26 protein-coding genes and 3 tRNA genes are annotated in these 23,925 nt (G+C 54.8%); 15 read left to right on the top strand and 14 right to left on the bottom strand.

The window, feature by feature from the left end; translation table 11 throughout:
* Positions 1 to 138: 138 nt before the first annotated feature.
* The 5 genes from dnaC to QMG90_RS18430 form a co-directional block, all read right to left on the bottom strand.
* Positions 139 to 876 carry a replicative helicase loader DnaC gene (gene dnaC / locus QMG90_RS18450; protein ID WP_283281102.1) on the bottom strand — a complete coding sequence of 246 codons (738 nt, stop codon included), beginning with the start codon at positions 874 to 876 and terminating at the stop codon, positions 139 to 141.
* Positions 873 to 1,418 carry a primosomal protein DnaT gene (gene dnaT / locus QMG90_RS18445; protein ID WP_283281101.1) on the bottom strand — a complete coding sequence of 182 codons (546 nt, stop codon included), beginning with the start codon at positions 1,416 to 1,418 and terminating at the stop codon, positions 873 to 875. Before dnaT ends, dnaC begins: the two co-directional genes overlap by 4 nt.
* Positions 1,419 to 1,548: 130 nt before the next feature.
* Positions 1,549 to 1,977, bottom strand: coding sequence for an organic hydroperoxide resistance protein (locus QMG90_RS18440; RefSeq protein ID WP_283281100.1), 429 nt, complete (start codon positions 1,975 to 1,977; stop codon positions 1,549 to 1,551).
* Positions 1,978 to 2,073: 96 nt separating this feature from the next.
* Positions 2,074 to 2,547: a threonine/serine exporter gene (locus tag QMG90_RS18435; protein ID WP_283281099.1), complete on the bottom strand. Its 474-nt coding sequence runs from the start codon at positions 2,545 to 2,547 to the stop codon at positions 2,074 to 2,076.
* Positions 2,538 to 3,314 (bottom strand): threonine/serine exporter family protein, encoded by a 777-nt coding sequence (locus tag QMG90_RS18430; protein ID WP_283281098.1) that lies wholly within the window; start codon positions 3,312 to 3,314, stop codon positions 2,538 to 2,540. Before QMG90_RS18430 ends, QMG90_RS18435 begins: the two co-directional genes overlap by 10 nt.
* A 431-nt stretch (positions 3,315 to 3,745) precedes the next feature.
* Here QMG90_RS18430 and QMG90_RS18425 point away from each other — a divergent pair, with 431 nt between their 5' ends.
* Together QMG90_RS18425 and bglJ are read left to right on the top strand one after the other, a co-directional pair.
* Complete coding sequence (locus QMG90_RS18425) at positions 3,746 to 4,465, top strand: helix-turn-helix transcriptional regulator (protein ID WP_283281097.1); 720 nt, start codon at positions 3,746 to 3,748, stop codon at positions 4,463 to 4,465.
* Positions 4,426 to 5,109: a DNA-binding transcriptional activator BglJ gene (gene bglJ / locus QMG90_RS18420; protein WP_283281096.1), complete on the top strand. Its 684-nt coding sequence runs from the start codon at positions 4,426 to 4,428 to the stop codon at positions 5,107 to 5,109. Before QMG90_RS18425 ends, bglJ begins: the two co-directional genes overlap by 40 nt.
* A gap of 12 nt (positions 5,110 to 5,121) precedes the next feature.
* On the opposite strand, the gene QMG90_RS18415 is transcribed toward bglJ, so the two are convergent.
* Complete coding sequence (locus tag QMG90_RS18415) at positions 5,122 to 5,580, bottom strand: YbaK/EbsC family protein (protein WP_283281095.1); 459 nt, start codon at positions 5,578 to 5,580, stop codon at positions 5,122 to 5,124.
* A gap of 325 nt (positions 5,581 to 5,905) precedes the next feature.
* On the opposite strand from QMG90_RS18415, the gene QMG90_RS18410 reads away from it, so the two are divergent.
* Complete coding sequence (locus tag QMG90_RS18410) at positions 5,906 to 7,249, top strand: PTS sugar transporter subunit IIC (RefSeq protein WP_283281093.1); 1,344 nt, start codon at positions 5,906 to 5,908, stop codon at positions 7,247 to 7,249.
* A 37-nt stretch (positions 7,250 to 7,286) separates the two neighbouring features.
* Here QMG90_RS18410 and fhuF read toward each other — a convergent pair whose 3' ends face one another.
* Together fhuF and QMG90_RS18400 are read right to left on the bottom strand one after the other, a co-directional pair.
* Complete coding sequence (gene fhuF / locus QMG90_RS18405) at positions 7,287 to 8,075, bottom strand: siderophore-iron reductase FhuF (protein ID WP_283281092.1); 789 nt, start codon at positions 8,073 to 8,075, stop codon at positions 7,287 to 7,289.
* Positions 8,076 to 8,194: 119 nt separating this feature from the next.
* Positions 8,195 to 9,259 carry a GGDEF domain-containing protein gene (locus QMG90_RS18400; RefSeq protein ID WP_283281090.1) on the bottom strand — a complete coding sequence of 355 codons (1,065 nt, stop codon included), beginning with the start codon at positions 9,257 to 9,259 and terminating at the stop codon, positions 8,195 to 8,197.
* Between the two features lie 253 nt (positions 9,260 to 9,512).
* Between QMG90_RS18400 and QMG90_RS18395 the strand changes: the two genes are divergently transcribed.
* Positions 9,513 to 9,752 carry a DUF1435 domain-containing protein gene (locus tag QMG90_RS18395; protein WP_283281088.1) on the top strand — a complete coding sequence of 80 codons (240 nt, stop codon included), beginning with the start codon at positions 9,513 to 9,515 and terminating at the stop codon, positions 9,750 to 9,752.
* Between the two features lie 34 nt (positions 9,753 to 9,786).
* Here the strand turns inward: QMG90_RS18395 and QMG90_RS18390 are convergent.
* The 4 genes from QMG90_RS18390 to rsmC all read right to left on the bottom strand — a co-directional run bounded on the left by QMG90_RS18390 (position 9,787) and on the right by rsmC (position 11,269).
* Positions 9,787 to 9,873 (bottom strand) — tRNA-Leu (locus tag QMG90_RS18390).
* 30 nt (positions 9,874 to 9,903) lie between these two features.
* Positions 9,904 to 9,990 (bottom strand) — tRNA-Leu (locus QMG90_RS18385).
* Between the two features lie 28 nt (positions 9,991 to 10,018).
* Positions 10,019 to 10,105, bottom strand: a tRNA-Leu gene (locus tag QMG90_RS18380).
* A gap of 135 nt (positions 10,106 to 10,240) precedes the next feature.
* Positions 10,241 to 11,269, bottom strand: coding sequence for a 16S rRNA (guanine(1207)-N(2))-methyltransferase RsmC (gene rsmC / locus QMG90_RS18375; protein WP_283281086.1), 1,029 nt, complete (start codon positions 11,267 to 11,269; stop codon positions 10,241 to 10,243).
* 103 nt (positions 11,270 to 11,372) lie between these two features.
* Between rsmC and QMG90_RS18370 the strand changes: the two genes are divergently transcribed.
* The 9 genes from QMG90_RS18370 to QMG90_RS18330 all read left to right on the top strand — a co-directional run bounded on the left by QMG90_RS18370 (position 11,373) and on the right by QMG90_RS18330 (position 19,128).
* The gene (locus tag QMG90_RS18370) at positions 11,373 to 11,786 is read left to right on the top strand and encodes a DNA polymerase III subunit psi (RefSeq protein WP_283281085.1); all 414 of its coding nucleotides are present in this window, start codon (positions 11,373 to 11,375) and stop codon (positions 11,784 to 11,786) included.
* Positions 11,755 to 12,201, top strand: coding sequence for a ribosomal protein S18-alanine N-acetyltransferase (gene rimI, locus QMG90_RS18365; protein WP_283281083.1), 447 nt, complete (start codon positions 11,755 to 11,757; stop codon positions 12,199 to 12,201). Before QMG90_RS18370 ends, rimI begins: the two co-directional genes overlap by 32 nt.
* A gap of 16 nt (positions 12,202 to 12,217) precedes the next feature.
* Positions 12,218 to 12,895 (top strand): pyrimidine 5'-nucleotidase, encoded by a 678-nt coding sequence (gene yjjG / locus QMG90_RS18360; RefSeq protein WP_283281081.1) that lies wholly within the window; start codon positions 12,218 to 12,220, stop codon positions 12,893 to 12,895.
* A 91-nt stretch (positions 12,896 to 12,986) separates the two neighbouring features.
* The gene (gene prfC, locus QMG90_RS18355; protein ID WP_283281079.1) at positions 12,987 to 14,576 is read left to right on the top strand and encodes a peptide chain release factor 3; all 1,590 of its coding nucleotides are present in this window, start codon (positions 12,987 to 12,989) and stop codon (positions 14,574 to 14,576) included.
* A 277-nt stretch (positions 14,577 to 14,853) separates the two neighbouring features.
* The gene (osmY, locus tag QMG90_RS18350) at positions 14,854 to 15,468 is read left to right on the top strand and encodes a molecular chaperone OsmY (protein ID WP_283284000.1); all 615 of its coding nucleotides are present in this window, start codon (positions 14,854 to 14,856) and stop codon (positions 15,466 to 15,468) included.
* Positions 15,469 to 15,594: 126 nt separating this feature from the next.
* Positions 15,595 to 15,756: a DUF1328 domain-containing protein gene (locus tag QMG90_RS18345; protein WP_007373037.1), complete on the top strand. Its 162-nt coding sequence runs from the start codon at positions 15,595 to 15,597 to the stop codon at positions 15,754 to 15,756.
* A gap of 113 nt (positions 15,757 to 15,869) precedes the next feature.
* Complete coding sequence (locus tag QMG90_RS18340) at positions 15,870 to 16,925, top strand: patatin-like phospholipase family protein (protein WP_283281075.1); 1,056 nt, start codon at positions 15,870 to 15,872, stop codon at positions 16,923 to 16,925.
* The gene (locus QMG90_RS18335; protein ID WP_283281073.1) at positions 16,922 to 17,701 is read left to right on the top strand and encodes a TatD family hydrolase; all 780 of its coding nucleotides are present in this window, start codon (positions 16,922 to 16,924) and stop codon (positions 17,699 to 17,701) included. The genes QMG90_RS18340 and QMG90_RS18335 overlap by 4 nt, the downstream gene beginning before the upstream one ends.
* Before the next feature lie 149 nt (positions 17,702 to 17,850).
* Positions 17,851 to 19,128 carry a NupC/NupG family nucleoside CNT transporter gene (locus tag QMG90_RS18330; protein WP_283281072.1) on the top strand — a complete coding sequence of 426 codons (1,278 nt, stop codon included), beginning with the start codon at positions 17,851 to 17,853 and terminating at the stop codon, positions 19,126 to 19,128.
* On the opposite strand, the gene QMG90_RS18325 is transcribed toward QMG90_RS18330, so the two are convergent.
* Positions 19,123 to 19,986: a YjjW family glycine radical enzyme activase gene (locus QMG90_RS18325; protein WP_283281071.1), complete on the bottom strand. Its 864-nt coding sequence runs from the start codon at positions 19,984 to 19,986 to the stop codon at positions 19,123 to 19,125. The two genes, QMG90_RS18330 and QMG90_RS18325, sit on opposite strands and share 6 nt — an antisense overlap.
* Complete coding sequence (locus tag QMG90_RS18320; RefSeq protein WP_283281070.1) at positions 19,958 to 21,496, bottom strand: YjjI family glycine radical enzyme; 1,539 nt, start codon at positions 21,494 to 21,496, stop codon at positions 19,958 to 19,960. Before QMG90_RS18320 ends, QMG90_RS18325 begins: the two co-directional genes overlap by 29 nt.
* A gap of 229 nt (positions 21,497 to 21,725) precedes the next feature.
* Here QMG90_RS18320 and deoC point away from each other — a divergent pair, with 229 nt between their 5' ends.
* Both deoC and deoA read left to right on the top strand, forming a co-directional pair.
* Positions 21,726 to 22,505, top strand: a complete 780-nt coding sequence (deoC, locus tag QMG90_RS18315; protein ID WP_283281069.1) for a deoxyribose-phosphate aldolase — start codon at positions 21,726 to 21,728, stop codon at positions 22,503 to 22,505.
* A gap of 73 nt (positions 22,506 to 22,578) precedes the next feature.
* Positions 22,579 to 23,901 (top strand): thymidine phosphorylase, encoded by a 1,323-nt coding sequence (deoA, locus tag QMG90_RS18310; protein ID WP_283281068.1) that lies wholly within the window; start codon positions 22,579 to 22,581, stop codon positions 23,899 to 23,901.
* The last annotated feature ends 24 nt before the right edge of the window (positions 23,902 to 23,925 follow it).

Here is a 23,925-nt window from a genome sequence, read left to right as displayed (position 1 = left end):
AGTGCAATTTTACTGTCATCGAATTGTGCTGTGGTTCAGAATTGGTTTAGAAAAGGACTTTTTTGATCGGGCTCACACCCGATATGGTGGGGAAAGGAAAGGCGCGTCCGAACGCGGTCAGGCTCAGACGCGAGGTTTTTAATACTCTTTACCGGTGACGCGCGGGCGGAAGCTCGACCAGTCGAAAGTGACGAACAGACTGTTGCCGAGGCGCATGCGGTCCATCACGCGCTCGCCTAACAGGCGGGTCATTTCCTGCGAATTATGGTTGCTCAGCATGCCGGTAGGGCGTTTAGAGGAAGAGCGACGATCAACGATCTGATTGATGATCACCTGCTCATAACGGGATTCGTTCTGCATGCCTATCTCGTCGATCACCAGCAGATCCACATTGCTGAGATCGCTCAGCAACTGCTCTTCGCTGACGTCGCGATTGCCAAAAGTGCCTTTCATGGCGGACATAATATCGGCCACGGTGATGATCAGCACCGATTTGCCCCGCAGCAGCAGTTCGTTGCAGATGGCGGCCGCAAGATGGTTTTTGCCGGTGCCGGGTTTGCCGGAAAAGATAAAGCTGGAGATGCTGTCGTTAAATTCTTCGACGTACTGGCGCGCCATATTGAGCGCATCCAGTTGTCCCTGACATTCCACGGTGTAGTTATCAAAGGAGCAGTTTTGATGCAGCGGGCGAATACCCGAGCGGTTAAAGGTGCGCTGCATTTTCATCGCCCGGTTTTCACGCGCGATGGCTGCCGAGCGAATTTCCCCCTGCGCTTTTTGCCAGGCGAGCAACTCTTCCCCGGTTTTAAACGCGGGTTCGATATGCGCTGGCATCACCTTTTGCAGGCGTTTCATTAAATCGCCAAGGTTTTTCATTTTGCTCCCCTGAATCCAAACGGAATCGATTTATCCGGCTCTGACATCATGCTGTTATCGCGGGGCGGTTGTCCACCACTGCTGGCGCGGCCTGTCTGAATGCTGCGGGCCAGTTTTTGCTGCCATTGTACGTGGTGAAACACTTTTCCTTCCGCCTGCCAGTACGTGATAAACGACGCCAGCTCTTCCGGCGTTGCCGGGGCGTTCAGCGCAATACCCCACAGCGCGGCAAGACGCGGAAAATCCTCATCAGGACGCCAGTCGGGATACATAGCGAATTTGCCCATCGGCACGGCAACCGGCCCGGACGCCGGTTCGGCAAACAGTTGCGCATCGAGCGTGACATCGCTACCGGGGCGCGACAGCTTTTCTTCCAGCGCCAGCAATTGCGCCAGACGCTCAGGTGTCAGCGCGTAAAATGCGGGGGCGTTATTGGCGAAAACCGCCACAGCGCCGCCTTCAGCCTGTGCCAGTATCGTGGCGTGATTATCCACTAAGGCGTCAATACCGATGACCTCGGAAGTCAAAATACGAGAAGTCATATCACCATCTCAACACAGAAAGATAACGGAGAAGACGCGGAGAGTCCGCAACCGAATATTGGCACATAGTAGCACAGAGAGGAGGGGAACCGGCACACCCTCTCTGTGCGAGAGGGTGTCGGGAATAACATCAGGCGATGATATTCAGGGTCACATCAATATTGTTGCGGGTGGCGTTGGAGTACGGGCAAACGATATGCGCGGCATCCACCAGTTTCTTCGCCTCGGCTTCGTCCATGCCAGGCAGATGAATGTTCAGTTTGGCTTCAATACCAAAACCGGTTGGCAGCGGTCCGATACCCACTTCGCCTTCAATGAACGCGTCTTTTGGCATAGAGATTTTGTCGCGCCCGGCAACGAATTTCATCGCCCCGAGGAAACAGGCGGAATAACCCGCGGCAAACAATTGTTCCGGGTTGGTGACGTCGCCGCCTGCGCCGCCCATTTCTTTCGGCACACCCAGCTTCACGTCTAACACGCCGTCAGAGGAGACAGCACGACCATCACGCCCTCCGGTGGCTTTAGCTTTGGCGGTGTAGACCACTTTTTCTAATGACATAACAGGTTCCTCATTGCATGTTGAACAGAAAATCGATCCCATTTTTATGGATTGTTAACATGTAATGATAGTCCCTGTGTGGGATGCTGCCGCCCGTCAGACGCGCGGACGTTTCCGATAAAGCCATAACCCAGGCACGGAAAGCCCGATGGACAGGGCGCCGACGATGGATGAGGCTTTCAGAAAATTACTGATTAAAAGTTCCATTAACTCAGGCGAATAGCCAAAGTGGCTGATTTTCACCGCCGACACCATTGCGGTATACGCCGAAATACCGGGGAACATCGGGATCACGGCGGCGACGGTGAATATTTTGGGGTGCGCAAGATACCAGCGGGACCACTGAATACCGATGCTGCCGACCAGCATCGAGGAAACAAACGTGGACCATTCGATGTTAAACCCGGCGGTCATCATTACCATGCGCGAACTATGACCAATCGCCCCCAGCAGTGCACACCAGGGTAGTGCGCGTTGCGGTACGTTGAATACCAGGGCAAAGCCCACGGCAGGGATCGCCGACAGCACAATGTCCTGTGTCAGCGCGAGCAGAAAATCAATTACGCCCATCCCGGAAGCCCCCATAACGTCATCGACATCACCACGCCAATACAGGTCGCTAGCGTCAGCAGGCTGGCAATCGCCCAGCGCGCCAGACCGGTATTGATATGCCCTTTAAACATATCGGCCACCGCGTTAATCAGCGGAAACCCGGGGACGAGCAGCAACACGCTCGCCGCCATTGCAATGGTTGGCGTATGCGCAAAAATCGGCAGCCGCAACAGCAACCCCGAGACGGTGGTGGCGACAAAAGCAGTAATACAGAAGCTGATTTGCGGATGGATGGCGTGTTTGGTCAGCAGTCTACGGGCGTACATCGCGACGGTGCTGGCGAAGAACGTAATCACCGCGCCATCCCAGCCGCCGTTGTTCAGTTTACAGAAACAGGCGCAGGAGAGACCTACCATTAACACCACCAGCCAGCCGGGATAGCGCAGCGGTCGAATATTCGCAAAGCGCTTTTCAACGTCTTTATAGTCCAGCAGGTTATGCTCAGCCATGATGACGATGTGCTGCACCTCGGTGACGATGTGCATGTTAATGCCACGATCGGTATTTTTGCGGGTGGAGGTCAGACAGTGCCCGTCTTTGATCGTGGCAAGGACGATGGCATTCGCGGAAATCGCGCTTTCCACACTGTCCATTCCAAGCGCCAGCCCCAGACGGGTGGATAGTTCTTCGACCAGCGCGCTTTCCGCGCCGTGCTGCAGTAAAAAAAGGCCGCACTGGATACACAAGCGCGTGACCTGTCGCTGTTCATCTTGCTCAACTTCCATGAATCACTCTGCCGTCAGGCGCGCAGGGGAGTCGCGCGCAATGGAATACTTTTACCTGAAGCGCCGCGGAGGAGCTTCGGGTTAAGATCAAACAATGTGCGAAAAATGCGATTTTCGCCAGATGGAACGCCTCTCATCCGCATTAATCTCATCTCTTACGCTTTCCACTAATATATATCGGCTGAGAATTAACTGACAAATGAGGATATTTAATTTTGCTAATTATTCTTTTTATATTTTCTAATCTGTACACGATTAATTTTTTATCCCTGATGTGAGATAGTGCCTGGGCGATTCTCTCAGAGATTCAGCCATTATTTTATTTATTCACTAAATAAATGATTCATTGCATGTGATGTGCAATGTGTTGTTCTTCTTTTCTGGTTATATGTCCTTAATGTTTCAAATAATTTGCGGGAGGCGGAGATTTTATGCGAGCGGGATGCTGCAATTACGGAATTATCATTAGTAAATCACCGGTCGTTCAGGTGGGGCTGCACGGCATTATTCGTGACAGCTTACCTGACTACGAAATGACGTACTGTGGCTCACATGAAGAGCTGACGCTGCTGCAACTGCGGCGCGCCATGCTGGTAGTGGTTGAGCTGACAGGGGAAAGCCATCAGGCGCGTAGCCTTTGTGCGCAATATTATTCGCTGATTTCCCAGTACCGGGACATTCACTGGGTTTTCCTGGTGTCGCGCGCCTGCTACCCCTTCGCGGTGGAATATCTGCTGCGCCCGGAGAGCACGCTGCTGTCCGATGCGGAGCCGGTGGAACAATTGGCGCGAGTCTTTCGTAGCGGGCTGGCCTCGGCGGAAAGGATCAGCCAGACGCTGCTCTGCCCTGCGGAAACAGACGATTACGACGATGACGAGCAGGATGTCCTGACAATTTCCGAGCGCAAGGTGTTGCGTCTGCTGGCAAAGGGATGGTGCATCAACCAAATCGCCTCTTTGTTGAAGAAAAGCAACAAAACCATCAGCGCGCAGAAAAATAGCGCCATGCGCCGTCTGGCTTTGCGCAGCAATGCGGAAATGTACGCATGGATTAACAGCTCACGAGGAATGAAAGAGCTGAATTTATTCGCTGTTTATGGAGAACAGGAAGAATGGAAAACGATGCACACAAGCGACATGTCGCTATCGTAGAACGCTGTACATTGACCGAAGCGGGTCTTTGCCATTTATTCCACCAGTCATCCGATGGCCGCTACATTATCCATCTTTTTCGCCATGTTCAGGCGCTCAACGCGGCAATGGCCCGGCAACCCTTCTGGGCCGTCATTTACTCGCTCTCAGGCGGGCGAGAACTGCGTCAGGAAAGCTTGCTGTGCCTGAATGCCGTCTCACAGTCGCACCCGGAGACGAAACGCATTGTGCTGACCAACAATGCCGATGAGGCGCTATTGATCCGCCACTTGTCTCCCTCAGGGTTGCACGGCATTTTGAGCAAATCAGAGTCGGTCGCCTCGTTAAGCGAACGGCTGCTGGCGCTGCTCAATGGCACGCGTCAGGAGAGCGACGATGACATTAACCAATGGGTCATGAGTCACAATGGCTGTCTGAGCCCGACGGAGCTCGCCATTCTGCGCTACATGACGTACGGCTATTCGATGCCGGAAATCGCCACACAGCTGGCGCGTAATATCAAAACGATACGCGCGCATAAGTTTAATGCGATGGCAAAGCTGGGGGTGAATTCTGATATGGGGTTATTGAGCGCGGCCGATATCATCATGCATTTACCCGCCAGTAAGGTGAAGGGTCAACCCGGTCTGGCGGCTAAACTTTAACGGTCTGTCAGTTTACAGGCAGACGTCAATCCAGGTCGCGTGTGTCAGTTCCGCCATGCGCTCTGGCGAAATCCGCACCGCGCTGTGGATCCCGCCCGCTGCGGGCAGCACTTCCTGGTACTGTCTGAGCGACACATCACAATAGACCGCGAGCGGTGTTTCCAGCCCAAAAGGGCAGACACCGCCTACCGGATGTCCGGTGCTGGTGACGACTTCGTCACTGCTCAGCATGCGGGCCTTCGCGCCAAAAGTGGATTTCAGTTTTTTGTTATCCAGCCGGGCATCCCCTTTTGCCACCACCAGGATCACCTGATTTTTTACTTTCAGGGAAAGCGTTTTGGCAATCTGGCCGGGCGCGACATTATGGGCGGCTGCCGCGAGAGCGACAGTGGCGGTACTTTGGTTGAGCTCTATAATTTCAATTTCGGGGGCGTGTTCAGCGAAAAATTGCCTTACGGACTGCAAACTCACGTTTTTATCTCCACAAAAAGGATATCGCAAATCTGGCACAAGCGGATAGTCGCTGTAAATATCCGGCGTAATAATTCGACAACATGCCGATTTCTCGATCCTCTTCACAATCACTGCAACCGGTTACAGTAACCGGTTGCAGTCAGCGCCGCGGCGATTAATACTCATTTTGTAACTTCCTCTGTCATCACATAATTAGAGCCGTGTATGAAACGTAACCTACTGAGCATTACCGCCGGATTATCCGGCGTGCCAGGCAGTTCACCGCATGGCAATAAACTCTTAATCGCTGTGCTACTGCCTATGGCCTGTCAGGAGAGCTGCTATGTCTGCTAACCATGCTGCGTTTAATCTGATATTCCGGTTTGTTGAAAATTACGTCAGTCCCATCGCCGGTCGTATTTCGTCCCAGCGCCATGTCATGGCGATCCGTGACGGCTTTATTTCCGCGATGCCATTTATGATTGTGGGTTCCTTCCTGTTGGTCTTTGCCTATCCGCCATTTTCCCCGGACACCACCTGGGGTTTTGCCCGTGCATGGCTGGATCTGGCGAAAGAGTATGAAGGGCGAATTCTCACGCCGTTTGATATGACGATGGGGATCATGTCCATTTATATTTGTGCTGCTATCGCTTACAACCTCGGCAAGCACTACGAAAAAACGCATCAACTCGACCCCTTCATGTGCGCCATGCTGTCAATCATGGCGTTTCTGCTGGTGGCCGCGCCGAAAACCAACGGCACGCTGCCGGTAGACAGCCTGGGCGGGACGGGGATCTTCACCGCCATTCTGGTGGCGTTGTATTGTGTGGAAATGATGCGCTTCCTGCGCGTGCGCAATATCGGCATTCGTCTGCCGGACCAGGTGCCGCCGATGATCAAAAACTCCTTTGATTTGCTGATTCCGGTGCTGGTCGTCGTGGTAACACTGTATCCGTTGAGCCTGCTGATTCAAAGCCAGTTTGGCATGCTGATCCCACAGGCCATTATGGCTATCTTTAAACCCCTGGTGGCGGCGGCTGATTCGCTGCCAGCGATTTTACTGGCGGTACTGATTGGTCACTTGTTGTGGTTTGCTGGCATTCACGGGGCGGCGATTGTCTCCGGTATGCTGCAAATGTTCTGGCTTACCAACCTGGGTATGAACCAGACCGCGCTGGCGCAGGGCGCGCCACTGCCACACATCTTCATGGAAGCCTTCTGGACGTTCTTTATTGTGGTCGGCGGTTCCGGCGCGACGATGGGGTTGGTGATTTGTTATCTGCGCAGTCGTTCAGTGCATTTGCGATCCATTGGCCGTCTGAGCGTGGTGCCCAGTATTTTCAATATCAACGAACCGGTCATTTTCGGTACGCCAATCGTCATGAACCCGGTGTTTTTTATTCCGTTTCTGTTAGCGCCAATGATCAACGCCATCATCGCCTGGGCTGCGATGAAACTGGATCTGATTGGCCGGGTGATTTCCGTGGTGCCCTGGACGGCACCGGCGCCTATTGGCGGGGCGTGGGCGTTAGGCTGGGATTTCCGTGCGGCGATCCTGGTGGTGATTCTGGCCTGCGTATCCGCGGTTATCTATTACCCGTTCTTTAAGGTTTATGAGAAACAACTGCTGGCGCAAGAAGATGCCGAAGCACAGCGTGCGGCAGAAGAGAACGAACAGGCGGCATAAACAAGATGCCCGGCGGCGATGGCTGCCGGGTGTTTGGTTATTTCAGCGTACAGTCACCGCACTGCTGGACATCCGGCAGGCGGTAACGCTGGCAACAGGTGCGGCGAACCAGTAAACCGTCGCGTGGCACCACGGTGCGCCAGAGCGGATTATCCTGCCCATCGGAAAGCTGCTTTTCAAAGAAGCAGCGATGGCGCAGCGTATCAAGCAGTTCATCACCTAACAGCGTTTTCATTTCTCCCAGATACCAGTGGATCAGGTAACCGGTATTGCTCCAGATAAGCTTCGCATTGATCTCACCGGTCGCTGCCAGCGCATCGACGACGGGCATCAGCGCGCGCGTGATCAGCGTTTCCATGCGATCGGCAGGCGATAGCTGGCTGGTAAAACGATCATGGTGAACGTCAATCCAGAAACAGGCCGCGCGGCCGGTCTCATGAAATTCGACATGGAAATGTTCCGGGGAGAGCGCGATGGTCTGCGCTTCGGTTAACAGCGCCAGCATCAGCGGCGGCACCAGCAGGCCGATGTACCACTGCGCCCAGAGCGAAATCAGCGGTTTGTTTTCGCGGGTCAGCGTCGGCTGATTACGGTAAATATGGTCAGAATAGATCGCCAGCAGGGAGCTTAGTTCGCCGGGGCGAGTCCACTGCGCCAGGGTTTTCGCCTGATGCGGCGGTGTTTCATCAAGACGAACAAAATCCAGCAAATGCGGGCGCAGTTCAGCGATTTTTTCCCGCACCGACGCCGCCAGCGCGCTTTCCGGTGAAGGAAGCGGGGTTCGCCAGATGATGTCGGCTGCCAGTGTCGCGGAACGAAATGCCATAGGATTGCTGGATACAAATCTAAATGATAATGATTGCCAATCCTAGCTATAGATAAATACAATCGCAAGGCTTTTATCGCCAGCGCGGCTTTTATCGCCAGCGCGTGACGGGGAGGGCGTCACGCGGGGGTGAACTGCTCACTGGTGAGGATATTGTTGCGACCCAAATGCTTGGCTTCGTAAAGCGCCCGGTCGGCATTTTCCAGCGCGAGATTAATGTTATTGGCAATCAGCGGCGCGATGCCAATGCTGATCGTCACATTGGTCGCCACGCTCTCGTTGAACATATGCGGGATTTTCAAATCGTACACTTGCTGGCGGATCCGCTCGGCGGTACGCATCGCGCTCTGGGCGTCGCTTTGCGGCAGCAGCACCATAAACTCTTCTCCCCCGTAACGGGCGACGATATCCCGCGAGCGCACGGCGTTGCGAATCGCCGCAGAAACGCGGATCAGGGCTTTATCGCCCATCATATGGCCATAGTGATCGTTATAAGCTTTGAAATGATCGATATCGAGCAGCATCACGTAGTGATCTTCCGTGTTCTGCGCCAGTTGCTCGTCCAGACGGTGTTGTAGCCCGCGGCGGTTGTACAGGCCGGTCAGCGGATCGAGCATGCTGAGATCATTCAGCGTTTCTCGTTCTGCAATAAGCTGATACATCAGTTGCTGGGCAAACTTATCGTAACGTTTCTGAATGACGTAATGGATGGAGACGCCCACCAGTGGCAGCACAAAACAATAAAGCATGCGGATCCACTGCTCGCCATGGCTGACGACCAGACATGTGATTACCACCGGCAATGAATTCAGCGTAAACGCTCTGATGTTATTAGAAAAAGAAATGGTTCCAATAAAAAGAATCGTTAATAACGCGATAATCACATAACTCGTATTATTCGCCGGCAGCTCGAGAGTTTTTACCCCCACATGCCATGCCCACAAACAACCTGCTGCTAAAGATATGCATAAAAGGTTTATTTTCTTTTGTGGAAAACGCCAGTGCCATAACAATATCAGGCTACTGCCCACCGCGATCGTCGCCACCGGCAGGATGCTGCTATACACGCTGTAGAGCGGGCTCAGCAGAGAAAAGAATGCTGAAAATAAATTAAGAAATAAAAATAACCGCAAAGAGAGCCGATATTTTTTGCTGCGCAGAGATTGCCAGGCGTGTGCTGTCATAGAATATATCGTTAGTAATCTGAATATTAAAAAAACCACGGCGCCAAAGATGAAGAAAGCCACCATGCAAATAAGAGGCATGGCAAAACATTAGAGAATCGAATGTATTTATGTCAGGTGCACAATTTATCACCTTCCTGGAGAACTGTCATTACTGCTTACGTAAAGTTAAGCGGCATTGCATCTCAAAGCGATAAATGATAAAAATTATCATATGCTATTGGTTATCATTATCGATGTGAGAGGCAAAACCATGTTGCAGCGCGCATTAGGAAGTGGTTGGGGCATGTTGATCCCGGGAGGCATCATTGCCGCACTCGGGTTTGCGGATCTTTCTGCGGAGACCTGGCGTGGGCTTATCGTCGTGGGGTTACTGCTGGCATCATTGATGATCTGGCACCACAAGCTGCGCCATTACGTTCTGCTGCCGTCATGCGTCGCGCTGATCGGCGGAATGATGCTGATCATGCTGAATATGAAACTGCTGGGATAAAGCATAAGAAAGGAAAAGCAGGAGATAAGATAATTGGTGCGAGGGGGGGGACTTGAACCCCCACGTCCGTAAGAACACTAACACCTGAAGCTAGCGCGTCTACCAATTCCGCCACCTTCGCACAGTCATCTTATTTTGTATATCGCCTCGTTGGTGCGAGGGGGGGGACTTGAACCCCCACGTCCGTAAGGACACTAACACCTGAAGCTAGCGCGTCTACCAATTCCGCCACCTTCGCACAGTGCGAGCGATATTTGCGTGGATTATGGTGCGAGGGGGGGGACTTGAACCCCCACGTCCGAAAGGACACTAACACCTGAAGCTAGCGCGTCTACCAATTCCGCCACCTTCGCATACCATCGACTCTATGAAAGAATCGTTACCACGGAGGCGCATTCTAGTGGTTTTCCGCTATTCGTCAATAGTTAATTGTGGGGGTTTTGCCGATCGCTGCAAAAATGGGCGATCGGCCCCGTGACGTTGAAATCTTACTTTTTCGCCTGACGCGTCATGATGGCGCGGTAAACTTTGAAACGCCCGGTCTGGGCAATCACCTCATGAAAACCAAAGGTTTCATCCAGCACGTTCGGGTAGGGCAGAAAGGCGTTAGCGACAATGCGCAGCTCGCCGCCGCTATTCAGATGACGCACCGCGCCGCGAATCAGCGTTTGCGCGGCGTCAAGGCTGGTCTGCAGGCCATCGTGGAACGGCGGGTTGGAGATGATCATATCAAAGCGACCATTCACCTCAGAGAAGACGTTGCTGGCAAACACGTCGCCTTCAATGCCGTTCGCGCTCAGGGTCGCTTTACTGGCTTCCACTGCTGGTGCGCTGACATCGCACAATGTTAAGCGCACTTTCGGCGAGTGGCTGGCGAGTGCTGCGGCCAGCACACCGGCGCCACAGCCGATATCCAGCACTTTGCCTTTGGTATGAGGCGTCAGCGTGGAGAGCAGCAACTGGCTGCCGACGTCGAGACCATCGCGGCTGAAAACGCCCGGCAGGGTTTTAATCGTCAGATTATCGAGGTGATATTCTCTCCAGAAAGCGTTAGCGTCGAACGCAGGCTGGGTGTCGAGGCGACCGTGATACAAACCACAGCGGCGCGCGCTGTCGATTTTAGCGAGCGGTGCGAATTCGGCCAGCATCTGCTCGGCACTGCGTACACCGCTGCGGTTTTCGCCGACCACGAAAATATCGGTGCCCACTGGCAACAGCGACAGCAGGTTCATCAGCTGGAATTGCGCTTCGGGCTTGTTTTTTGGCCAGTAATAGACGAGCGTATCGCAATCCGCCACATCGGTCGCGTCCGCCACCAGGCTAAAGCGAACGTCATCGCCCATCTGGCGGTTCAGCACCTGCCAGTGGTGAAACTGCTGGGTATGCGCGCGGCTGGCGGCGGTCTCAAGGCGAGCGGGGAGATCGTCCTGCAGATCACCGGCAAACAGAATACGGCGTGGTTCGAAATCATCACTGTGACGCAGCAAGACTTCACTTGCCGGGGTAAAAGCAGACATGGCTAAATCCTCAATTAACGACGGCGGCGATTATAGTGGTTTGTTGGCGCAAGTTCGACGAATTTGCTATATTTCGGCGCCTGACAGACAGGAGAATGGCGTGATGACATCCCGACGAGACTGGCAATTACAGCAACTGGGTATCACTCAGTGGTCGCTGCGTCGTCCGGGCGCATTGCAGGGGGAGATTGCGATAGCAATTCCACCGCATGTGCGGCTGGTGATGGTGGCTGAGACGCTGCCCGATCTCGCGGATCCTTTCATCAGCGATGTGCTGCGCGCGTTAATGCTCTCACCGGACCAGGTGTTGCAATTGACGCCGGAGCGCGCCGTGATGCTGCCACAGGGCAGTCGTGCTAACAGCTGGTTGCTGGGAGCGCCCGCCGCCGTTTCGCTGGAGGGGGCGCAGGTATCGACGCCTGCATTCGATGAATTACGGGCCAGTGCGGAAGCGCGCATGGCGCTATGGCAACAAATTTGTGCTCATGAACACGATTTCTTCCCTCAGCACGGCTGATTTGCCCCGCGCGTGGCAGATTGAAAAACGCGCTCACGCCTTTCCGTGGAGCGAAAAAACCTTTGCCAGCAATCAGGGCGACCGTTATTTCAACCTCAAACTGGAAACGGAAAACGAGATAGCGGCATTTGCGATCACTCAGGTCGTGCTGGATGAAGCGACCCTGTTTAATATCGCGGTGGATCCCGCTTACCAGCGCCACGGGCTGGGACGGGCGCTGCTGGAACATCTGATCGACGCGCTGGAAAAACACGGCGTCGTCACGCTGTGGCTGGAGGTTCGTGCGTCTAACGTCGCCGCCATCGCACTCTATGAAAGCTTAGGCTTCAACGAGGCGACCATTCGCAAGAACTATTACCCCACCGCAGAGGGACGCGAAGACGCCATTATTATGGCTCTGCCAATAAGTATGTAAGACACAAGGTGATACGATGAAGTGGGACTGGATTTTCTTTGATGCCGATGAAACGCTGTTTACGTTTGACTCTTTTACCGGCTTACAGCGGATGTTTCTCGACTATAGCGTGACTTTTACCGCCGAAGATTTCCAGGACTACCAGGCCGTCAATAAACCGCTGTGGGTCGATTATCAGAACGGCGCGATCACGTCGCTGCAGTTGCAACACCAGCGCTTTCAGGACTGGTCTGCGCGTCTGAACGTGCCGCCGGGCGATCTCAATGATGCGTTTATGAACGCCATGGCGGAGATTTGCGCACCGCTGCCGGGCGCGGTTTCGCTACTCAATGCCCTGCAGGGCAAGGTGAAAATGGGGATCATCACCAACGGTTTCACCTCGCTGCAGCAAATTCGCCTGGAGCGTACCGGGCTTCGCGATCATTTTGATTTACTGATTATTTCCGAAGAGGTGGGCGTCGCGAAACCGGATCCGCGCATCTTTGATTACGCGCTGGAAAAAGCGGGTCATCCCGACCGTTCGCGGGTGCTGATGGTGGGCGATACCGCCGCGTCAGACATTCTCGGCGGCATCAATTCCGGTCTCGCGACCTGCTGGCTGAATGCGCACCATCGCGAGCAGCCGGAAGGTATCCAGCCGACGTGGACGGTCAGCACCTTAAATGAACTGGAGCAACTCCTGTGTAAACAATGATTGTCTGACCTTCGGTCTTGAGTAAAATAGCCGCATTTTTCGATTCTCGTGCACGGCCTGACGCCGTGCGCTTACACAGAAGACTTTAACTATGACGTTGTCTCCTTATTTGCAAGAGGTGGCGAAACGCCGCACTTTTGCCATCATCTCCCACCCGGATGCCGGTAAAACGACCATCACCGAAAAAGTATTACTGTTCGGACAGGCCATTCAGACGGCCGGTACGGTTAAAGGCCGTGGCTCAAACCAGCATGCGAAGTCCGACTGGATGGAGATGGAAAAACAGCGTGGTATTTCTATCACCACGTCTGTGATGCAGTTTCCGTATCACGACTGCCTGGTCAACCTGCTCGACACCCCGGGGCACGAAGACTTCTCTGAAGATACCTATCGTACGCTGACGGCGGTTGACTGCTGTCTGATGGTCATCGACGCGGCGAAAGGCGTTGAAGACCGGACCCGTAAGCTAATGGAAGTCACCCGTCTGCGCGATACGCCGATCCTGACCTTCATGAACAAACTCGACCGCGACATCCGTGATCCCATGGAACTGCTGGATGAAGTGGAAAACGAGCTGAAGATTGGCTGCGCGCCAATCACCTGGCCTATCGGCTGCGGCAAGCTGTTTAAAGGCGTTTATCATCTCTATAAAGATGAAACCTACCTGTACCAGACCGGTAAAGGCCACACCATTCAGGAAGTGCGTATTGTCAAAGGGCTGAACAACCCGGATCTCGACAGCGCCGTCGGTGACGATCTGGCGCAGCAACTGCGTGATGAACTGGAACTGGTACAGGGTGCGTCTAACGAATTTGACAAAGAGCTGTTTCTTGCCGGGGAAATCACGCCGGTCTTCTTTGGGACTGCGCTGGGTAACTTTGGCGTCGACCATATGCTTGACGGTCTGGTGGAGTGGGCGCCTGCGCCAATGCCGCGTAAAACTGATACCCGTGAAGTGGAAGCCAAAGAAGAGAAATTCACCGGCTTCGTCTTTAAAATTCAGGCCAACATGGACCCGAAACACCGCGACCGCGTGGCGTTTATGCGTGTGGTGTCCGGTAAATACGAAAAGGGCATGAAGCTGCGCCAGGTGCGCATTGGCAAAGACGTGGTGATCTCCGATGCGCTGACCTTTATGGCGGGTGACCGTTCGCACGTTGAAGAGGCGTATCCGGGCGACATCATCGGTCTGCACAACCACGGCACCATTCAGATTGGCGATACCTTCACTCAGGGTGAAATGATGAAGTTCACCGGGATCCCGAACTTCGCGCCGGAGCTGTTCCGCCGTATTCGCCTGAAAGATCCGTTAAAGCAGAAACAACTGCTGAAAGGGCTGGTTCAGTTGTCTGAAGAAGGTGCGGTACAGGTGTTCCGCCCGATTGCCAACAACGATCTGATCGTCGGCGCGGTCGGTGTGCTGCAGTTTGACGTGGTGGTTGCGCGTCTGAAGAGCGAATACAACGTTGAAGCGATTTACGAATCTGTCAACGTGGCGACCGCTCGCTGGGTGGAATCCACCGACGTGAAGAAATTCGAAGAGTTTAAGCGTAAGAACGAAATCCAGCTGGCGCTCGATGGTGGCGACAACCTGACGTACATCGCGCCGACGATGGTCAACCTGAACCTCACGCAGGAGCGTTACCCTGACGTGCAGTTCCGCAAAACACGCGAACATTAATCCTTCCCGCCAGGCACGGCATCCGCCGTGCCTGTTTATTTCCAGTTTTATTAACCTCTTGCGGATTGTTCTTAAATCCCCTCGCATTACGCAATTGTGATCTATATTTAACATTGTGATGACAAATTCACTGGTTTAATACCCTAATCAAATCGTGTTTAGTAGCTTGTTAAACCATCGAATTTTATCATCGCGACATTAACAGCTGACCAGAGGCGCAATTTTTGCGGCTCAGCAATAGCCTTGCTGATTGCGAGCAAACCACAGGACAGGAGCGATCATAATGATAAAACTGAAAAATTCGAAAACTCTGCTGGCAGTGATGCTGGGTACTGCCGTGATGAGCGGTTCCGTGCTGGCTGAATCAACGACCAGCAAAGCGGGATCCGCTGCGGATAACGCAGGGCAAAAAATCGACAGTTCGATGAATAAGGTCGGAAATTTCATGGATGACAGCGCAATCACGGCGAAGGTGAAAGCCGCGCTGGTCGATCATGAATCGATTAAGAGTACCGATATCTCCGTTAAGACTGAGAAGAGCGTCGTCACCCTGAGCGGGTTCGTTGAAAGCCAGTCTCAGGCCGAACAGGCGGTGAGCGTCGCCAAAGGTGTTGAAGGCGTTGCTTCCGTCAGCGACAAACTGCACGTCCGCGACAGCAAATCACAATCGGTGAAAGGCTATGCGGGTGATGCGGCGACCACCAGTGAAATCAAGGCCAAACTGCTGGCTGATGATGTCGTTCCGTCGCGCAAAGTGAAAGTTGAAACCACCGATGGGGTGGTGCAACTGTCCGGGACGGTGGAGTCCCAGGCGCAAAGTGAGCGCGCGGAAAGCATCGCCAAAGCGATCGATGGCGTGAAAAGCGTCAAGAACGATCTCAAAGTGCAGTAATCAGTTCTCAGAATATGCGTCCCGGACAGGTGTGTGGGGCGCATGTACCACAAGAAAGCGATCTACTGTGAGTCGCCTGAGCACTCATAGCCACGTATGACACTTACTATGGTAAAGGAGAATCGTATGTTTCGTTGGGGCATTATCTTCCTGGTTATCGCGTTAATTGCCGCCGCGCTGGGCTTTGGTGGTCTGGCCGGTACAGCGGCAGGTGCGGCAAAAATCGTCTTTATCGTCGGTATCATCCTGTTCCTGGTCAGTCTGTTTATGGGACGCCGGCGTCCATAGCGCACGTTAATCTGTTGTAACAAAAGCCAGTCCTCGTGACTGGCTTTACTGGTTTAAGGCGAGAAAAAACTGCGTTATGGTGAAGGAATAACAACATCAAACAGGAAAGCAGAGTGGGGCAGCGAATTCCCGTAACGCTTGGCACAATTGCGCCATTAACCGTGAAGTCCTTTCAACCGGGGCCACTGGCGCTGGTGTGTGAAGGCGGTGGTCAACGCGGTATTTTTACGGCCGGGGTGCTGGATGAGTTTATGCGCGCTCAGTTTAACCCCTTCAACCTCTACTTTGGCACCTCCGCTGGTGCACAAAACCTTTCCGCTTATTTGTGCAATCAGCCGGGTTACGCCCGCAAGGTGATCACCCGCTATACTACCTCCCGCGAATTTTTTAACCCGATGCGCTTTGTGCGTGGCGGCAATCTTATTGATCTCGACTGGCTGGTGGCCGAGACCGCCAGCAAAATGCCGCTGGCGATGGACTACGCGGCCGGGCAGTTTGAACTTGGCAAAGCATTTTATATGTGCGCCTGCCGCGGCGATGATTACACTGCCAACTATTTTTCCCCGACCAGTAAAACCTGGCTGGATCTGATCCGCGCCTCCAGTGCGATCCCCGGGTTTTACCGCAGCGGCGTACTGCTGGATGGCGTCAGTTATCTGGATGGCGGCATCAGCGATGCCGTCCCGGTGCAGGAAGCCGCACGGCGCGGCGCGAAAACCATCGTTGTGATCCGCACCGTACCGTCGCAAATGTACTACACGCCACAATGGTTCAAACGAATGGAGCGCTGGCTGGGCGACAGCAGCCTGCAACCGCTGGTCAATCTGGTGCAGCAACATGAAACCTCCTATCTCGCCATGCAGAAATTCATTGAGAAGCCGCCGGGTAAGTTGCGGATTTTCGAAATTTATCCGCCGAAACCGCTGAACAGCATGGCGCTGGGAAGCCGCCTTCCGGCGCTGCGCATGGACTACAAAACGGGCCGCTTGTGCGGGCGTTATTTCCTGGCGACAGTCGGCAAACTGCTGGCAGAGCAACCGCCGCTGCACCGCCACAAACCGCGCATTGTGGTTCCTGCGCCGGTGGCGAATGAAGCACTGACTGTTCCGCCGTTGCTGGACATCCCGCAGGCCAACGATGCGAGCTTTGATAACGAGGATCTGGCGTGACTTACCGTTTTATCGACACCCATTGCCATTTCGATTTTCCACCGTTTACCGGTGACGAAGCGCGTAGCCTGCGGCGCGCGGCGGAATCGGGCGTCGGTAAAATTATCGTGCCGGCGACGGAATCCTCCCGCTTTGCCGGGGTGCTGCAACTGGCGGAACAGCATGAGCCAGTGTATGCCGCGCTGGGGCTGCATCCGATCGTCATAGAACAGCATACGGACGCCTGCCTGGCGTCGCTGGAATCCCTGCTGGCTTCGCGGCCGAAAAAACTGGTGGCGGTGGGTGAAATTGGTCTCGACCTCTACCGCGAGGATCCGCAATTCGCAAAGCAGCAGGCGTTGCTGGATGAACAACTGAAACTGGCGAAGCGTTTTGATTTGCCGGTCATTCTTCATTCGCGCCGTACGCACGACAAGCTGGCGCTGCACCTTAAGCGCCACAACGTGCCGCGAACCGGCGTAGTGCACGGGTTTTCCGGGAGCCTGCAACAGGCTGAGCGGTTTGTCGATCTCGGTTATAAAATTGGCGTTGGCGGTACGATTACTTACCCACGCGCCAGCAAAACCCGTGATGTGATCGCCCGGCTGCCGCTCAGCGCGCTACTGCTGGAAACCGATGCGCCCGACATGCCGTTGAACGGCTTCCAGGGGATGCCGAACCGTCCCGAACAAGCGGCTCGGGTGTTTACCACCCTGTGTGAACTGCGCCCCGAATCGCCGCAAGTTATTGCTAATACATTGATTCGTAACACGGAAATGTTATTCGATGGTCTATGAATGCTTTGTTAAAGTGATGTAGATCCCATTCTCAGGTATTGATCGCTTATTGTTGCGCCAAAATTGTGAGATCAGGCAAGCAGAATTGTAACGGATCGTTATAATCGGCGGGTTCGCTGATAACACTATCCATTTTACAGGGACTCTGTATGCAAATCCTCATGGGACTCATTGGCATGGTGGCGCTTCTTGCTATCGCTGTGCTCCTCTCCAGTAACCGAAAGGCCATTAATCTGCGTACCGTGCTGGGCGCATGGTTAATTCAGGTTGGCATCGGTGCGCTGATCCTCTATGTACCTGCCGGGCGCCGTGTGCTGCTGGCGATGTCTGAAGGCGTGGCTAACGTCATCGCTTACGGCAATGAAGGGATCGGCTTCCTGTTTGGCGGTCTGGTTTCTGACAAAATGTTCGAACTCTTTGGTGGCGGCGGCTTCATTTTTGCCCTGCGTGTGCTGCCGGTCATTGTGTTCTTTTCCTCGCTTATTGCCGTGCTCTATTACCTCGGCATTATGCAACTGGTGATCCGCATTCTCGGCGGCGCGCTGCGTGCGGTGCTGAAAACGTCGCGCACCGAATCGCTGTCCGCCACCGCGAATATCTTCGTCGGGCAGACGGAAGCGCCGCTGGTGGTGCGTCCGTATATTGCGACCATGACCCGCTCTGAGCTGTTCGCGGTGATGTGCGGCGGGCTGGCGTCCGTCGCGGGCTCGGTGCTTGCCGGGTATGCGCAGATGGGTGTACCGCTGGAATACCTGATTGCCGCGTCGTTTATGGCGGCGCCAGGTGGTCTGCTTTTTGCCAAAATCATGCTGCCGGAAACTGAAACCCCGAACGATGCGCCAGACCTCGAGGCACAGGGCAACAATAGTGATCGTCCGTCTAACGTGCTGGACGCGGCTGCCTCCGGGGCGGCGTCCGGTATGCAACTGGCGCTCAACGTGGGCGCGATGCTGCTGGCGTTTGTTGCGCTGATTGCCCTGCTGAACGGGATCCTCTCCGGGATTGGCGGCTGGTTTGACTATCCGCAGCTCTCCATGCAACTGCTGCTTGGCTGGGTGTTCGCGCCGATCGCCTGGCTCATCGGCGTGCCATGGCATGAAGCGACCGTTGCCGGGTCATTCATCGGTCAGAAGCTGATCATCAACGAGTTTGTGGCTTACATGAACTTTGGTGAATATCTGAAAGAGGATGCGGCCGTCGCGGCGGCGGGTCTGCAGGTGATTTCCGCTCACACCAAGGCCATCATCTCTTTTGCCCTGTGTGGTTTTGCTAACCTGTCGTCCATCGCCATTCTGATTGGTGGCCTGGGCAGCATGGCGCCAAACCGTCGCCATGATATTGCCCAACTGGGGCTGAAAGCCGTGGCGGCGGGAACGCTCTCTAACCTGATGAGCGCCACCATCGCCGGGGTATTCCTCGCACTATAAGTACAGGGCCGGGTGGATAAGCTGCGTTATCCCCCTGGCCTGTAGCGCGTCGGCCAGCGCCTGAATGTCGTCTGGCCGGGCGCTACGCCAGTTTTTCGCCTCGCCATACACCCCATGCGCATGAAACGCGTTAAGACGCACGGGCACGTCGCCCAGCGCAGCAATAAACGCGCTCAGCGGTTCAATCGAAGTCAGATAGTCACTGTGTTCCGGGATCACCAGCAAACGCAGTTCGCTCAGCCGCTGATGCTGCGCGAGCCAGCGAATACTGGCTTTGATTCGCGCGTTGTCGCGCCCGGTCAGCCAGCGGTGGTGTTCGTCGCCCCAGGCTTTGAGATCCACCATCACGCCATCGCACACCGGGTGCAGTTTTTCCCACCCGGAAAGCCCCAGTTCACCGTTGCTGTCGATAAGACAGGTCAGATGGCGCAGGGCTGGCGTTTGCTTCACGCGCCGGAACAGGGCTGCCACAAACGGCAACTGGGTTGTCGCCTCGCCGCCGCTGATGGTGATCCCCTCAATAAACGGTTCGGCGGCAGCGATGTGGTTGATGACGGTTTCCTCATCCAGGGTTTGCGCCATCGGCGTGGCCTGTTGCGGGCAACATTGCAGGCAGGTGTCGCACTGCTGACAGCGTGATTCCTGCCAGACCACCCGGCTCGCTTGCAGGGTCAGCGCCTCGTGCGGGCAATGCGCCACACATTCTCCGCAGTGATCGCAGCGGCCAATGGTCCACGGGTTGTGGCAGTTCCGGCAGCGCAAATTACAGCCCTGCAGGAACAGCGCCAGACGGCTCCCCGGCCCGTCAACACAGGAAAAGGGGATGATTTTACTGACTAAAGCGCATCTGCTGCTCATGGCTGACCACTCGCGGTTGTCGTTCCAGGATCCGCGTATTGCGCGCCGCTTCTTCACCGAGCCAGGTGGTATTGCTGCGGGAACCTTCGGCGCGGTATTTCTCGAGGTCTGACAGGCGCACCATATAGCCAGTGACGCGCACCAGATCGTTACCGCTGACGTTTGCCGTAAATTCGCGCATACCGCATTTGAATGCCCCGAGACACAGTTGTACCACCGCCTGAGGATTGCGTTTGACGGTTTCATCCAGCGTCAGAATGTCGCTGATCCCAGCCGGATACCAGGCGTGATGCGGCGCAACGGTACGCAGATGCGTTACCGGATCCGGCTCATCGCCATAAGGCAATCGCGCGCCCGGCGTGGTGCCGACGTCAGAACTGATCCCGGACTGCGCATGGAGCAGGGCGCGCTGCCGCCAGCCATATTTGACCGGTGTATTTTCAACAAACGCCGCCAGCTGTGCGCTGATGCGGTAACCCAGCGCATTGGCTGCCTCGTCTTTACCGTAGCGCCCGGCAAGCCCCTCTTTTTCACACAACACGTTGACCGCTTCTGCCAGTGAATAGATGCCAAACATCGGCACAAAACGACCCGGATCGATCAGCCCTTCATGAACCAGGAAGCTATGCTCAAAGAAGTGTGATTGCTGATAAAGAAATTCGCAGCGGGCGTCAATCACGGCGATTTGCTGCTGGCAGTACCAGGGCAAAACGCGGGTGAAGAAATCGTCGATGGAGTCGCTGCGCAGTGCAACTTGTTGCAGATTCAGCCGTACCAGTGTGCTGCCACCGCCCGCCAGCGGTAGCGAGTTGTAACAGCTGACCACGCCATACTGGCCTTTTGTGAAAATTTTATCATTTTGTGGGCCGTTGGAAATGTGCGGTTTGCTGCACTCGCAGATATTTTTCGCCACCTGTAACAGCAGATCGTCCGGCGTAATTTGTGGATCATAAATAAAGGTCAGATTTGGCGCCGTCTGCTTCAACTCTGCGTCCGCACGCAGAATGGCGCGCGTCACCGGCGTGTCGGCAGGGCCGATGTTCACATGTGTAAAGGCATCCGGCAGGGTTCTGTCGAGGTAGCGCCAGAAACGTTTTATTCGAATATCGATCGCCTCTTGTGTTAGAATTATAACATATGGTTGCAGCAACGCATCAAGATGACCGAGATAGACCGGCAACGAGGTGACGGAAGGAACGTGGTGGTAGAGGATCGTCAGAAGCGACAACGCGTCATCCAGATCTTTCGCGCCTTCCAGCTCCAGCCATTCTGAACCGTTCGCCAGAAAGCGTTCGTAATCAGGCAGAACATAGCGCGGTTTAAACGGCGCGTGGCCTTCAAACATATCGCAGATCACCCCGTCATCCAGCGCCGCACGGGCCTCTGCCGGAAGGGCAGGACAGGGAAGCGCATTTTCTGCCTCCAGCGCTAAAAAATGGCGTTTTTGTTCAGGAGATAAACGTAAGCTGGTCACAATCTGCTGGCATCGTTGCTCAAAAGAGTCAGACATAGCGGTTCCTCAGGCGCATGGGCATGAGGGGCATTGTAGGAAAAACACCGGGTGGGACTTTTGATCCAGTTCCGCTCCAAAGGCAATAAATAGTGATCTGCATCGCGTTATGAAAATGCAATGATGAATGTAAGTTTCACTAACTGTGATGAAGATCGATGTGTAATCGTGGGTCAGTGTTAGAATTATCACAGACCCGCATGGTGAAAATTGAAATCCGGAGATAAACATGACCGATTTAACCGCAAGCAGCCTGCGCGCGTTGAAATTGATGGACCTGACCACCCTGAACGAAGACGATACCGATGCAAAAGTCATCGCCCTGTGTCATCAGGCAAAAACACCGGTGGGCAACACCGCGGCTGTCTGCATTTACCCGCGTTTTATCCCTGTTGCGCGTAAAACCTTAAACGCGCAGGGCACGCCGGATGTGCGTATCGCAACCGTCACTAACTTCCCGCACGGTAACGACGACATCGACATTGCGCTGGCGGAAACCCGCGCGGCCATCGCTTACGGCGCAGACGAAGTGGATGTGGTTTTCCCGTATCGCGCGCTGATTGCGGGCAATGAGCAGGTTGGTTTTGATCTGGTGAAAGCCTGCAAAGACGCCTGTGCGGCGGCAAACGTGCTGCTGAAAGTGATCATCGAAACCGGCGAACTGAAAGAAGCGCGACTGATTCGTAAAGCATCTGAAATCGCGATCAAAGCCGGTGCGGACTTTATCAAAACCTCGACCGGTAAAGTGCCGGTGAACGCCACCCCGGAAAGCGCGCGCATCATGATGGAAGTTATCCGTGATATGGGTGTGCAGAAAACCGTCGGTTTCAAACCAGCGGGCGGCGTACGTACCGCAGAAGACGCACAGCAATTCCTGGCGATTGCCGACGAACTGTTCGGTGCCGACTGGGCGGATTCCCGCCACTACCGTTTTGGCGCATCCAGCTTGCTGGCAAGCCTGCTGAAGGCGCTGGGTCACGGCGACGGCAAGAGCGCAAGCGCTTATTAAGCCTTAATGGCCGGGTGGCGCGTTGCTTGCCCGGCCTGGAATAGCCTTCTACTCTTTTCCCCTGGGGGTTACCTTGTTTCTCGCACAAGAAATAATTCGTAAAAAGCGTGATGGTCACGCACTCAGCGATGAAGAAATTCGCTTTTTCATCAACGGCATTCGCGATAACACCATTTCGGAAGGGCAAATTGCCGCGCTGGCAATGACCATCTTCTTCCACGACATGACCATGCCGGAACGTGTCTCGCTGACCATGGCGATGCGGGATTCAGGAACCGTGCTGGACTGGAAGAGCCTGAATCTCAACGGTCCGATTGTAGACAAACACTCCACCGGCGGCGTGGGTGACGTCACCTCGTTAATGCTCGGCCCGATGGTCGCGGCCTGTGGCGGCTATGTGCCGATGATCTCCGGGCGCGGCCTGGGGCACACGGGCGGTACGCTCGATAAACTGGAAGCGATCCCGGGGTTTGACATCTTCCCGGACGACAACCGTTTCCGCGAAATTATTAAAGATGTCGGCGTCGCGATTATCGGCCAGACCAGTTCCCTCGCGCCGGCGGACAAACGTTTTTATGCCACCCGCGATATTACCGCGACGGTGGATTCCATCCCGCTGATCACCGGGTCGATCCTCGCCAAAAAACTGGCGGAAGGGCTGGACGCGCTGGTGATGGACGTGAAAGTCGGTAGCGGCGCGTTTATGCCGACCTATGAACTTTCAGAAGCGCTTGCCGAAGCGATCGTTGGCGTAGCCAATGGTGCAGGCGTGCGCACCACGGCGCTGCTGACCGACATGAACCAGGTGCTGGCCTCCAGCGCCGGTAACGCGGTCGAAGTGCGTGAAGCGGTGCAGTTTCTGACGGGCGAATACCGTAATCCGCGCCTGTTTGACGTCACCATGGCGCTGTGCGTCGAGATGCTGATCTCAGGCAAGCTGGCGAAAGATGACGCCGACGCGCGTGCAAAACTGCAGGCGGTACTCGACAACGGCAAAGCGGCAGAAACCTTCGGTCGCATGGTGGCGGCGCAGAAGGGGCCGACTGATTTTGTGGAAAATTATGGTAGCTACTTGCCGACGGCAACGCTGAGCAAAGCAGTCTACGCTGATACTGAAGGCTTCGTCAGCCAGATGGATACCCGCGCGCTGGGCATGGCTGTCGTGTCGATGGGGGGTGGTCGTCGTCAGGCGTCTGACACCATCGACTACAGCGTCGGCTTCACGGAGATGGTACGTCTGGGTGACCGTATTGACGGACAGCGCCCGCTGGCGGTGATCCACGCGGCAGACGAAACCCGCTGGCAGGACGCGGCGAAAGCCGTTAAAGCGGCAATTAGCGTCGGTGAAAAAGCACCAAAAGAGACACCAACAGTCTATCGCCGCATTACCGAGTAACGATATACTGATCTGATCGCTTTT

The sequence above is a fragment of the Trabulsiella odontotermitis genome, assembly GCF_030053895.1.
Taxonomy (GTDB): Bacteria; Pseudomonadota; Gammaproteobacteria; order Enterobacterales; family Enterobacteriaceae; genus Trabulsiella; species Trabulsiella odontotermitis_C.
Note: the sequence above shows the minus strand (reverse complement) of the source record. Positions and strands in the feature narration are given on the sequence as shown.